At 53.2% G+C, this 13,594-nt stretch carries 7 protein-coding genes; 2 read left to right on the plus strand and 5 right to left on the minus strand.

What is annotated here, in order from left to right; translation table 11 throughout:
• Window positions 1–46: 46 nt before the first annotated feature.
• Together AB1724_03795 and AB1724_03800 are read left to right on the plus strand one after the other, a co-directional pair.
• Window positions 47–2,380: a hypothetical protein gene (locus AB1724_03795; protein ID MEW6076914.1), complete on the plus strand. Its 2,334-nt coding sequence runs from the start codon at window positions 47–49 to the stop codon at window positions 2,378–2,380.
• The gene (locus tag AB1724_03800; protein ID MEW6076915.1) at window positions 2,380–4,815 is read left to right on the plus strand and encodes a hypothetical protein; all 2,436 of its coding nucleotides are present in this window, start codon (window positions 2,380–2,382) and stop codon (window positions 4,813–4,815) included. Before AB1724_03795 ends, AB1724_03800 begins: the two co-directional genes overlap by 1 nt.
• Window positions 4,816–4,829: 14 nt before the next feature.
• Here the strand turns inward: AB1724_03800 and AB1724_03805 are convergent, their stop codons facing one another.
• From AB1724_03805 to AB1724_03825, 5 genes are read right to left on the minus strand one after another with little or no spacing between them, the layout of a single operon-like run.
• A complete protein-coding gene (locus AB1724_03805; GenBank protein MEW6076916.1) occupies window positions 4,830–6,236 on the minus strand; it encodes a radical SAM protein in 1,407 nt (468 codons plus the stop codon).
• Entirely contained in the window at window positions 6,233–8,026 is a 1,794-nt protein-coding gene (locus tag AB1724_03810) for a hypothetical protein (GenBank protein MEW6076917.1), read from the minus strand. Before AB1724_03810 ends, AB1724_03805 begins: the two co-directional genes overlap by 4 nt.
• Before the next feature lie 9 nt (window positions 8,027–8,035).
• Window positions 8,036–9,247 carry a DegT/DnrJ/EryC1/StrS family aminotransferase gene (locus tag AB1724_03815; GenBank protein MEW6076918.1) on the minus strand — a complete coding sequence of 404 codons (1,212 nt, stop codon included), beginning with the start codon at window positions 9,245–9,247 and terminating at the stop codon, window positions 8,036–8,038.
• Entirely contained in the window at window positions 9,240–11,873 is a 2,634-nt protein-coding gene (locus AB1724_03820; protein ID MEW6076919.1) for a discoidin domain-containing protein, read from the minus strand. Before AB1724_03820 ends, AB1724_03815 begins: the two co-directional genes overlap by 8 nt.
• 59 nt (window positions 11,874–11,932) lie before the next feature.
• Entirely contained in the window at window positions 11,933–13,558 is a 1,626-nt protein-coding gene (locus AB1724_03825) for a hypothetical protein (GenBank protein MEW6076920.1), read from the minus strand.
• Between the last annotated feature and the right edge of the window lie 36 nt (window positions 13,559–13,594).

A 13,594-nucleotide genomic window follows, 5' to 3' on the forward strand; every position in this document is an offset into this window, starting at 1 on the left:
TCTTTTCCCGCTGGTTATTCTGATCGAAGCCGGTATTTTTTTATATTTGATCTTGGCACGTTTTATCCCCGGCGGCAGCGACGGGTTTAAGTATTTTTATCTCCAGTATTATTTTCTGAATAATGTCGTCAACTACGGTGAAATTCCGCAATGGTGCCCGTTTCTGACGCATGGCGCCATCATGACCTGGTGGTATATTTATCAGGGCGGGATCTTGCAGGACGCCTTGCTGCTATCCGGGAGTTTGTTAAAAGCCATCAATTTCATTCCGGTTTTCTATTGCGGGATATTTGTGGACCATCTTCTTCTTCTGGCCGGTGTCTGGCTTCTGGGAAAACGGTTTTACGCCTCGCCGTTTACGTTGCTTTTTGTCGCTTTGTCCATCATGGGGTCCAGTGTCTGGGTGCTTCAGGTCTGGTGGAATTTCCATTTTTACTATGCCCTTCCTCTGATCCTTTATCTGGGTCACCGGTTTATCGACAGCGGTCAATGGCGCTACTTTCTCCTGGCCGGGAATCTGCTGGTCGTTCAGGCCGTTGGGGGGCTGCCGTATTTTCTGCCGGTGACAACGTTGGTTCTTTTTCTCTATTTCCTTTTTTATTGTCTGTTGCACTTGAGAGAATCAAGGGAGGCCATAAGACGCATCCGGTTTGGGCGGCCTTTTGTCGTTACGATTGCAGTCACGACGTTCTCTCTTGTCGCTTTGTATGCGGCCATGGATTCCGGAACGGATCAGGTCCAGGTCGCGAATCTCATGAGAAACGCGGACGGGTCGGTGGGCCTGGACGTATTTTTAATCTACGGTGGAAAATTAAACTGGAAAACGTGGCTGGAACTTGTCCTGGGTATATCCCCGGCCGTGGATTACAACCTGTATGCCGGTATTTTCTGCGCGCCGTTTGTTCTGATCGGGATCGTGGCCAATACCGGCAAGCGGAATATTCACTGGCTGCTGACGACCGTTGCTCTGGCGCTTTTCAGCATGGGGACATTTGTCAGCATCATTTTCTATTATGGCTGGCCGATGATGAAATACTTTCGCCATCTTGCTCTGGTGATTCCGATTGTCAGAATTTTTCTCTGTTTCCTGGCGGGGTTCGGCATAGAGACACTGTTCCGCGATTTGCCGGCCCGGAGAAGACCGCTATTGACACAATCGGCGTTCGCGGTCATGACCATGCTGATGATCGGTATCGCCGGGGGATTGTTTCATCTGCATCGTCACTATGAATCGGCGGCGGGATTTTATGAGTCCATGGTACCAGGGTACCTGCCGCTTTTTTTAACGATATTTGACGCCGGAGTGATGGACTGTCTGATTGCCCGCACGGCGATTTTCGCTTTGCTGGCGACCGTCATCCTGGCCGGAATAACTTTTATCCGGTGGCCGAAATTTTTATCTTTGCTGGCCATTCTTTTGCTGATCACGCATGCGGCGGATATTTACGGATACAAATACGCTCAGATCAGGCTCCGGACCGCTGCCCTGAATGATGAGTTGTACGCCATCACCGCTTTTCAACCCATGCCCTATTCCCCGAGGAGAGCCCCTGTTTACGAAAGCGACAACTCCAGGGCCGCGTTGCTGGATGTCTTGCCCATGGAATACGGGGTGCTTTACTGGACCACCCATGCCTTTCTCTTCCTGGACCAGTTGGGTAATCCGTTTAAAACAGACAACTGGCTTGCGCCCCTGGATCAGTACTTGAGAGCCTATCGGGGGCAGGCCATCAATGATGTCTCTGTCCCCCTTCGCGGACTTGTCTATCCGTCCGCGGGGGTCCGCCCCAGACTGGAGTTTCCCAAGGAGCATCCGGCGGCATTGAAGATATCCGGGGTTACGGAAGACAAGATTCAGTTTTTCTCAGGGGCGGAGGTGGTCGCTTCCGACGACATGATCGCCGCATATATTACCGATCCTGCTTATAACGGCGATATCCTTTTCCTGTCGCCTCTTGCAAAACCCAGGAAAGCGGATTCACCGGTAGAGCGGTCTGCCCTCCTGGTGAATGGCCTTTCCGCGGACGCCCGTCTTCGCCCGCCTTATCAGGTGCGACGGTTTGATTCTAACAATCTCGATGTAACCATACAGAATGACGATTCCCGGGAGGTCTGGATGCTATACAGTGATGTCTGGCATCCTTTCTGGCGGGCTGCCGTCAATGGAAAAGAAACGCCTGTCTACAAGGCGAACCTGGCCTACAAAGCCATAAAACTGGAAAAAGGATCTAACGAGGTTCATTTTTATTTTAACTCCCGTTTATTATCGACGCTGTATACCGTCATCGGCTTGAATTCATTGTTCTGGTTGATGATGATCATTTACCTGACGGCAAGGATCGTAATAGAAGGATTTGGCGAACGAAAAAGGCTGTGCTGATGAATAATGGTAAAGCGCATGGCGCCGTGCCAGAGACTGACGGTCATTATGCTCCCCGACTGGAAGCCGGCCTTTTCCTGCTGCTTGTTCTCATTGAGGCGGGTCTTGCTTTCTCCATGATCCAAGGTCGGCGGATGGTCGGTGGCCATGACGGCTTCCAGTATTTTACTCTGCAATACTATTTTTTGAATAACGCCGCTTATACCGGTGAAATTCCCCAGTGGATGCCGTTTCTGACCCATGGGACGGTTGCCGCCTGGTGGTATATCATTCAGGGCGGCATTCTGCAGAATATACTGCTTTTATCCGCCGGGTTGTGGAAAGGAGCCCATTTCCTGCCGCTGTTTTATGCCGGTATTTTCGTCGACGAAATGCTGCTTCTGGCCGGGGTCTGGCTTCTGGGCCGAAGGTTTTTCAGTTCCCCGATTACCATTTTTTTTGTGGCGTTGTCCGTCATGGGTTCCTGTGTCTGGATCCTGCAGCCCTGGTGGAATTTTCATCTTTACTATGCTGTTCCGCTGATCCTGTATTTTTTTCATCTTTTTTTAGACAGCGGTCAATGGCGGCACATCCTGCTGGCCGGCAATCTTCTGTTTTTGCAGTCTCTGGGGAACCTGCCATATTTTCTTCCGGTAACTTCTCTGGTGATTTTTCTTTATTTTCTGTTTTACGTGTCGATCAATCCGGATGTCGCCCGGCAGGTAATAAGGAAGATAAGCCTCGGCCGGACTTTTGCCCTGACAGTGTCGGTCCATGTTCTTTCTTTTGTCGCCCTCTATGCGGCCATGAATTTCGGGACCGACCAGGTGATCAATTATACCTTTCGGAGCACGGACGGGACTTCGTCTCAGGATGTTTTTTTAACCTACGGCGGAAAGCCCGTCTGGCGGACGTGGCTGGAGCTGGTGCTGGGCGTATCACCCGGCCTTGATTATACGCTTTACATCGGCATGATCGGAATGCCGCTCATTCTGTCCGGCATTTTGTTGAACTTTACCCGGAAAAGCATTCATATTCTGCTGACGGCAATCATTCTCCTGCTTTTCAGCACGGGCACGGTTGTCAGCGTCCTTTTCTATCACTACTGGCCGATGATGGAGTATTTCCGCCATCTGGCGCTGATTGCACCGCTTATCAAAGTGTTGCTCTGTTTTGTGGCAGGGTCTGGATTTGAAGCGATTGTCATCCGCCGGCCGACTCGGCGGGGGCTTGCGAGCGCAAGAATTTTCGCCGCGGTTATAGCCTTATTCCTGCTTGTCGCTGGCTTTGCTTTGTGGCGGCTATCCGGTGATGGCGAGCTTTCCACCAGGATTTTTGACGGGATGGTTCCGGAAAAACTGTATCGTTTCCTCGGGCTGGCGGATATGGATGTTATGGCAATCCTGCTCAAACGCAGCGCTGTTTTTGCCCTGGCCGCTTCAATGGCGTTTGGGGCCCTGTCCTTTATCACCAGGGGCAAAGCACTTCTGTATGCCGCTGTCGTCGTGGCCGTTCTGCATGGTGCGGACATGTATGGATTCAAGCGGTCGGAAATCTCATTAAAGTCGGCACCCTTGAACAAGACCGCCGAAGACATCACCGGTTTTTCCCCCATGCCGTATATCCAAAGAAGAGCGGTCTCTTTTGATCAAACCAATCCCAGGGGGGCTCTTCTCCATGCCCTACCCATAGATTACGGGGCTTTCTACTGGACGGCCCATGCCCTGTTGTTCATGGATGAACTGGGGAATCCGTTCAAGACGGACCATATGCTGATGCCCCTGGATCGATACCTGAAAACCTATGGCGGACAATCTCTGAATGATCGGGGGGCGCCTCGCGGCCTTATTCCTTTTTCCCGTCTGGAGTTTCCTTTGAATCATCCGGCAGCCTTGAAGATTTCCGGGGCCACGGAGGACAAAATCCAGTTTTATTCTCAGGCAGAGACGGCCCCTTCCGATGAGCTTATCGCCGCATGTATTTCGGCTCCTGACTATGCCGGAGACCGGATTTTTCTTTCTCCCCTTGAAAAGACCCGGGCCGCGGATGATGCCGCGAACGGTCGGAACTTCCCCGGAGGAGGCCTTTCCGATAACCGGCGGTTGCGACTGGCTTATTCGATAAACCGGTTTGATTCCAATCACCTCGAAGTCACAACCACTGTGAGTGATTCAGATTCCGCGTGGATGTTGTACAGCGACGTCTGGCATCCCTTCTGGCGGGCGACCGTTAACGGAAAGCCCGTACCGGTTTACAGGGCGAACCTGGCCTATAAAGCGGTCAGGCTGGAAAAGGGGGAAAACACGGTCCATTTTTACTTTAAATCCGAATGGCTGGCTTTGCTGTATAAAATATTTGGTTTAAACTCTCTGTTCTGGTTGTTCGCGGTGGTTTACCTGGCGGGTGGGATTGTTGTTTTCCGTTCCTCCGGTCATGTCAATCCCATGGTTGAATAAAAAACGACCGGGCGTTACAAGTTTTTTAGGTGCCGAAGCACCATGCGCATTTTCAGAGCCAGTGAGGTGCTGGGAATATATAGCCTGGCCATTTTGTAAGTGTAGACAATTTCATATATCGGGCGGAGAACGATCCCTGGCAGCGATAGCAGCGCTTTTCGGAGGCGCTGATGATAAAATAGAAAAGGCCAGCGGACGAACAGCGGGAAGAGACAGAACAGTTTATATATCCGGCTTTTTTCCTTTTGGCTGAAATCCAGCATGCTGCTGGAAAAATAATCCCGGGGCAGATCGCGGATGCTGGGCTCACGGCAGCAGCCCTGCTCCATGGCATACTGGGTTAATTTCAGTCCCGGAAAAGGGATAAAGATGTTGGCCAGTCCCAGATAAGGCTTGACCCTGATATTCATCTCGACGGTCTCATCCATCTGTGCGGCGGTTTCTCCCGGCAATCCAAGGATATTGCCGGTCCGGAAAGGGATCCCGTGCCGGGTCAGGCATCGCGCGGCGTGATAAATCTGCTCATCCGACATGTTCCGGTTAAGCACCGTGTTCCTTAAACGGTCATTGCCGGTTTCAATGGCCCAGTTGACCGCCTGGCAGCCGCTTTGTTTCAGGCCGGCGGCGATTTCATCATCGATCAGGTTCGCGCGGATATTGCAGGTATAGGGGAGCCCCACCGCCCGGGGATAGCGGTCACAGAATTCCGCGAACCACTTTCCCCCGAGGATAAAGATGTCGTCGTTGAAAATCACCTCTTTCAAAGGGTAGCGGTCGCGAACATCCTTGATCTCTTCTATCAGGTAGTCCACGCTTTTCTTTCTTATCGCGGGTCCGCACCCCTGAAACATCTCCCGGAATTTATGATTGAAACAATAGGAACAGTCATAGGGGCAGCCGCGCCCGGAAAAGAACTGCTTGGACGGGGAGTCCCGGAGAAGACGGTCGGCATTGTAAACAACCGACCGGTCGGGAAAAGGCAGTTCATCCATGTTCACCAGGGGGTAGAAGGACTCTGGAAATGGGTCCTGCCGGCGGAAGATGTTTTTTGTAGAGGTAAAGTCGCTACGTATAAAATCGAGCAGGGCGTATTCGCCTTCTCCGATACAAATGGCGTCTATGGCGGATGTTTTCAGAAAGGACCAGTCAAAGGTGGGGCCGGGTCCGCCGATCACGGACCTGGCCGAGCAGGCCTGCTTTGCCATCCTGTCAAAAGATATATACAGGGGAATGGTCGCCGAAAAAGAGGAATAGCAGATCAGGTCCGGTTCGATCTCTTTTATTTTTTTCAAAGCCCGTGAAAAGCTGCGCGTTCCGACATAAAACAATCGCCGGTCATCGGATTTCAGGACCCCGGCCAGGGCATAAATCCCGTGATGATCGTTGTAAAGATTCAGCAGGTCGATAAAGACGATTTTCATGGCCGGCCTTTTCGGTAAATCGCCACCCCGAATTGCGTCGATTCAAAGGGCATGGCGCCGATGACCCGTTCCAGGCGGTAGTTTTGTCGAATCCAGCCGTACAAGTCCCGGGCATAATGAACCCCGAAGAAGGGATATCCGTAATCTGAGGCGTCCCGGCTGATCACGACTACATAGTCCGCGCCGCTGTCGGAGAGCCCCTTGATTATTGTTTCTTCGCCAATGTACTGCAGCACCGGGGGCATGAAGTTGCAGTATCGTAAGGGGTTTTTTCGATCGGCCAAGAGGTTGACGGCTATGCCTTCCGGAAAGACAACCACCGACTGCTCCGGCGACGTGTTGCGGCTTAGATAATCCACGGTCGTCATAATGTCCCGGGTCTGATGGTCGTCAACCCAGTAGAACGTGCCGTGGTCGGAAACCGTTTTGAGCGTCCGGCTGTCATAATGCCGGACCGACCACCCCCAGTAATCGAAGGCCAGGACCAGGAGGAAGCAGGCCAGAACAACTTCCAGAAACGGCTTTGCGGTGGAAGGGAAAACGCGGATAATCCGGGGGACTACCCCTCTGAAAATGATCAGGTGGTACACGATCAAGCCGGGAACCAGCAGATAGAAGCCATACAATTCCGGTCCCATGTTCAGCAGCATGCGTGATGCCACGATCAGGGCCGTCAGGCAAAGACAAAACAGTTGAAGGCAGACTGGATCTTTTGTTTTTATGGATTTCCAGGCGAAATAGAGGATTCCGCCCGGTAAGAAAAGAGAAAGGCATCGATACTGGTAACACGCCAACAGGTCCGGTGAATAAATCATTACCAGCGCTATAACCAGGAGGCCTGATGTCAGGGCCGGGAGTCGCGTGGGTGTCGCGGCCGATTTCGACCGGGAGGTAATGCCTGACGCGGCCGCGCCAAGCAACGGCAACAGAACCAGGGTAAGAGCAGTCGATCCGGCGATAATTTTCAGACTGGAAACCGTATCCGCGGTCCCCATTACCGCATCCTGAAAATGGTCACTCTTCAGATACAGCAACGGATTGATGACGGATTCCCTGAATCCGGCCCAGGAACCGGAAACGGCGATAAACAGTAGATATCCGGCCGCGGTAAGGAGCGGGGGCAGTAATAAAAGCAGCCAGATCGGGATATTCTTCTTGCCGGAATTGTTGAATATGTAAACAAGGCCGGTGACGAAAAAACCTCCCCAGGCAAGGATAGGTATTTCGATCCGGCAGAACATGGCCATGGACATGAAGAAGGCCCAGAGGCCGAGGAATCGGTTTTGCCCCGACTGGAGGAACCGGAGAAAAAAATAAAGGGCATACAGGATGAACAGCAAAAACAGCGTGGAAGCGAAACTGTAGGGAAGAATGGCGTTGAAATTGTTGTTGTCGGCGTAATAGCCGAAAGCAAAGACCAGAAAGAAGACAATGACGGTCAGGGCGGAGACGGTCGCACTCAAAAACATCCGGGGAATCAGATAGACCGCCGCGGCGATCAGGAGGGTGGTGACGATGCCAAGGCCCGCCAGTGTATAAAGATGAACGCCGAATATTTTAAATAAAATCGCCTGCAGATATGGAGGGAAAAAGCCATATTCATAAAAGATATCGCGATAGAGGACATGCCCTTCCAGCAGTTTCATGGGTACCCAGAATTCCCGGAAGGTATCGACGATCAGGTCACCCCACTTCATCCATGTCCGGCTCAGCAGATAAAGAAAGCAGGCGCCCATGGCCGCCAGGGCGATGGAGAATTCATTTAAATGGCGGGGCAGTCTTTTTATCATTCTTCTATTTCAGCCATGATGACGGCCTGTAAACCGCTTCAGTACATCCAGCAGGTATTGCATTTCCTCAATGCCCAGACCGTCATGAACGCCGACATGGAGGCCGTTGTCACCGATATATTCAGCCTGGGGAAAGTCCCCGGGCGCGTGTCCGAGAAAAGCAAAACTGACGCATTGGGTGGGCATGGCTTCAAAAAGGGTCCGCGTTTCAATGCCGTTTTCCTCCAGATAACGCATCAGGTCGTTCCTTGAAAACGGCGCTTCTTTTCCGACAATGATGGGAATGGCATGGGGACCAATGCGTTCATCGGCCTGTTCACTGATGGTGGTCAGCCAGGGGTGAAACTGTTCAAAATGTTCCAGTACAAACATCAGATTGGCCCGGCGTTTTTCAAGTATGGCCGGATAGGCCTCCAGGCAACCGATTCCGAGAGCGGCCTCCAGCTCATTCATTTTGCTGGAGAACCCCGGCCGGCGGGTGACAAACCGGATATCCCGGCCTTCCCGGAACCGTTCCGGGCAATATCCCGAGGAGACATTCAGCCGGCACACCCGGCAGTCGCAGGCCCGGCCGTGGGAACGGAGTGAGCGCAGGATTTTCGCGTACGATTCGTTATCGGTCGTAACGATGCCGCCCTCGCCGGTGGTGACCAGATGGGCCACATACAGGCTGAAGGCCGCCATATCACCAATGGAGCCGGCGGTTTTCCCCTTGTAAAGGGCGCCGTGGGCCTGGGCGGCATCTTCGATGACGACAAGACCGTATCGATCGGCGATTTTCCTGATCGCGACCATGTCCGCCGGTTTGCCCATCAGATGAACCGGCATGATGGCGCGGGTTTTTTCGGTAATGACGGCTTCGATTTTTTCCGGATCAATATTAAGAGAGACCGGATCAATATCGACAAAAACCGGGGTGAACCCGGCGTGAATCACGGCATGACCGGTAGCGACAAAGGAAAGGGCCGGGATGATCACTTCGTCCCCCCGGCGGGCACCGAAATCATAAAGTACGGACAGGGCCAGGATATCGGCATCGGTGCCTGAAGAAACGGCAATGGCTTCCCTGACGCCGACCAGTTCAGCGAACCGCTCTTCAAAACGCCGCACCAGATTACCGCTGCTGATTCGTCCCGCGGCGAGCGCTTCGTCAATCAGGCGCCTGGATATATTCTGAATGGTGATGTTACCAAAGGGAAGATGCTTTTTCATTTCAGACATCGGGTCGATAAACCTCCACTTCGTTCAAAGACAGGATACATTCCCCGGACGCCTGGATGGTGATATGGCGGAGCGTTTCCGGAGGTGAAAACACAATTTCCATGGGCCCCCCATCACCTGCCCGCTCGACCCGGGCTTTCCGCCAGCGTTCTCCATCGTCGGATATGGACACGATCAGGGGCGGACCATTGAACCGGGGGCCGGAAAACCCGGTGTAAAGAACAATTTTCCCCACCGTTTCCGGCTGCCGCAGATCCACCCGCCACCAGGGGTTCCCTTCTTTATCGGTGAAGAAGCAGGAATCAACGCCTCGGCCGCCGTCAACCGCGTGCCGGCTGTTATAAAGATAAGGATAACCGGGCGCATGGCTGCTCATTTGCGTCGGTTTGCCGAAAGCAAGATTCACAGGGGTGCCCGGGGCCGGTGACTGCCATTCGTATCGCGTCCCGAGATTGTCGCCGGCGTAAAGGCTGGTATACCATATACCGAACAACCCGGCGGCGCATACCAGCGCCGCGGCAGCAACCCCCATCCCGCGCCGTACGCCGGCGGCTTTAATGCCGGCCAGACCGATGACCAGCGCAAAGGTCAAACAACTGGTCATCATCCCGTAAAACGCCGCGCTGCTCCAGTAACGGAATTCGATGGTATGCTCTCCCGGCGGTATCAGGACGGCCTGGGCCGCGCCATTGGCCCGGTATATCGTTGCCCTGTTTCCGTCCAGCCAGGATCGCCAGCGGCCGGAAAAGGGATAGGACAGGACAAAAAAGGATTCCCGGCAGGCCTGGGCGGAAAATATCAGCCGGTTATAAGAACTGTAGGTCAATGTGACCCGGTCGGATGTATTCAGGCAATTTCCCGGGTCGACCACTTCCGGGCCGGCGGTAAAATTTTCAACCATGACCTCGTCGGGTTTCCGGTCGCTGTTCAGCCGCGTATAGGCCGTCTCGGTATCGGCGACCGAATCGTATCGGCGGTAAAGGGACGCCAGGCGCGGCTCCATGAAATAGTTTTTGAGTTGCTCATCCACCACCCGGCTGCCGGCATGCTGGTTCAGGAAGAAAACCGGCTGAAAATTGATGGCTTCTTTTTTTTGCGCCAGGATCTGGTCACAGGTCGGTGTTTTTTCTTTATCGGCTATGGAGTAAGCCCCGTATCTGAAGAGTATCGTCAACTGGCAAATCGTAACCGCCGCCAGGAAAAAGCCTGACACTTTCCTATGGTCAAAGGCTGAGAAATACAGAAAAACGAGGAGGAGAGCGATCAGGCTGGCGGCCAGAAAGGCCGGTTCGAACCAGCCCGGAATGGGACGCAGGTTGTAAGGACAGCTGTAGTGAGGATTGACGAAAAGGCTGTCCGGAAGGCTGATATAGACGACGGTTATCACCAACGCGGCCATGGCCGCCCGCGTCATGGGATGAGGCTTGGGACTTTTGGCGGAAACAGGCGGATGGGGGCCATGCCCGCTCCCGGCTGCCCAGGCCAGGGTCATCATGAACAGAAGGGGCAGCATCAATGCGATGCGGACCGGGCCTCTCAAAGTCGAGGCCAGGGGAACATGTTGCCAGACCCAGGGATGGACCGGCGTACGGTTTCCCTGCATGTAAAGGGAGCAGAGGATGATGATGCCGAGGATGATCCAGATCACGGCCGGCACGCGGACCCGGAACAGCGTCAGGACAAAGGGGGCGACTACCGCCGCCAGGAAAAGCGGTGATCCGCCGAACATGGAAAACCCCGCCCCCAGGGGCCAGAAGAAATTATTGAAAAATCCGGGCAGCGTATCCGTCCACTGGGTGGACCACAGGTAGGGCTGATCGATTCGTCCGGAACTGTTTTTCATGTAATCCCAGAAAAATGGCCACAGGTAGTCGGACGAGAGCAGGATGCCCGCGGTAAGGAAAAGACCGGTTCGCCCCCAGAAGGAGACAATTTTGCTTACGGGTTTTTTCTCCGCGTCGGCAACCATGGCGTTATAAAGAAAGGGCAGCAGCATCGTGAAAAGGACTGACCCGATGGCGCCGAAAAAGACCATGGGAGCAAACCCGCTGGTGAGCAGCCAGTAGGCCGCGCCAATAATCAGTAGCGGCCCCTGACGCCGGGTCGTCTTCAGGAAGTAGCAGCCGATGGCGGAACAGAGGAGGAGCGTTCCGGTGTATGCCTCCAGAGCGATGACGTTCCAGAACAGGTCGAGCATCCGGAGGTTGTACACGGTGATCAGGGAGATGATGAAGGCCATGAAACGGCTTAAAGGCAGTCTGGCCAGAAATTGATACAGACAGAAATGACATAACGCCAGGATAATCAGCCGGAAAAGGGTCAGCCATTCCAGGGAGTAACCCTGCCAGAATCCCGGCATCAGGGAAGCCAGATAACCCAAGGGGTGATAGAGCTGGGCATGCGGGTAAGCGGATGACTGGCCGTAATAACAGGCGGGAGCGAAAAGGGGAAAGGCCCCGGTTTTGACGGAGAAGAGAAGATCGAGCTGGTGATAAATATGATAATTAATGTAATCGCTGCCCAGTGTCTGGTCGGAGACAAAAGGCGTCAGCCAGTAAAAAAAGAGAAAGGGCAACGCCAGCATGCCCGGCTTTATCAAGAACTGTGGCGTGAATACTTTTTTCACTGTCGGGCCCCTGATGATGGTTTAAAGCGGGCTCATGCGGCTTCGGCGATGCGTGTATATCATTTGTTCTGGCCGTTAATGGCAATATCGTACCAGAAGAACTTAAACCGGTCGCCCTCCAGAAAAGCGCCCAGGATGCGGGTTTTGTTTTCCCGGTTAAAAACAATCGGCGGATCAATCTCTTGTGACACCACGAAATCAAAAGTTTCGACGATGTTGCCGTTTATTACCAACTGACATTGAAGCAGTTTTGGCTTGACCAGATACGCAAGATGACGGCTGTCCGGGGAAAAACAGGGCCGGGAGATTTTAGGAGAGATCCCCTCATTTTCCTGGAATTCAACCGGATACGATTGTTCCTGGCCGTTTACCACCATCACCGCCTTGTTACCGCTCATCGCCTGATAAGCAAGGATCCTGGAATCCGGGCTGAAATAGGGCGGTCCGACAGAGTCATAAAATTTCTGGGGTTTTTCATCCAGTACCATGGCCCATAGCCCGTTCTGACCGATCCGGTAGGCAAGATGGCCCGAATCCGGACTGAAAGTCGGCTGGTCAATAAAATCATAGGCCTGGCCTGATGTTTCATTGTGGACCATCTGCATGGTTGCGCCAGCCGTCTTTTCGCTGACACCGGTATATGCATAATGTTTTGAATCCGGGCTGAAGACCACTGACGTGACCAGATTAAAAGGCGGGCCTGTCTTGCTTCCGATTACTACCTGGTATTTCCCCTGTTCCATTCTGGTAAATGCCAGTAATGACGAGTCCGGGCTGAAAGAAGGCTGGGTGATCTGGGGAATGATGGTGGCGAAAAGCCCTCCTTCATAAAATACGGTTTGAGGGGAGCAACTGCCGACAGGGATTACCCGACCGTTATGGACCACCAGGAATTCATCGTTTCGGATGGCGATGTAAGCCAGTTTTTTGGAATCAGGGCTCCAGGTCAGCCCTTCCGCCTTGTCGTACGGACCTTCTTCCCTGGCGCCGCGGATGACAAACTGCTTTTTGCCCCTGGTGGCAATATAAGCGACTGTTTTGCCGTCCGGGCTGAAAAGAATTTCCGTGATAGCGTCACAGGGAGAGGATTCCTGACCATTTACGATCAGCCGGACATTGTTTTCCGCGTTGTTTTTTGCCACGTAAACGATTTTTTTTGAATCCGGGCTGAAAACCGGGCCGAAAACAATATCGATCATATCATACGCTTTCATCCGGTTGCCGTTAAGCACCAGGTGCTGTTTGTCTTTGTCCTGGACGATGTAAGCGGTATACGAGCCATCCGGGCTGAAACGCAGGCAGCAGACGCTGTCATAGGCTGCTGACTCTTTCCCGTCGATAACGACAAAATGTTGATTCCCCCTGGCGGCTATATAGGCGGCCCGGTTCCGGGAAGGCGAGAAGACAGGATATCCTTTGGCGATGCGGCTGTATGTTTCCCCCATCTTGTCATCAATGGCCACGCGCATGCCTTCCCGGGTGATCACTGCAACAGCGACATGATTCATGTCGGGGCTGAAGGCAATGGAGTCGGAAAATATTTGCCAGTCATCGGATGGCTTGCCGAGAAATGTCTTTTGAATGGAAACTCCCCCTGGCAGGGCCCAGCCTGTCCCGGCCAGAAGAGACAGGAAAAGAAGCAGCCACAAGCCGCTCCGGAGGGAAAGAAATAACCGTTCACGCATTTATCCGAACTCTCCTGCTAATCGTTTTCGGTGTAC

The organism is Thermodesulfobacteriota bacterium (assembly GCA_040753795.1).
Lineage (GTDB): Bacteria > Desulfobacterota > Desulfobacteria > Desulfobacterales > Desulfosudaceae > JBFMDX01.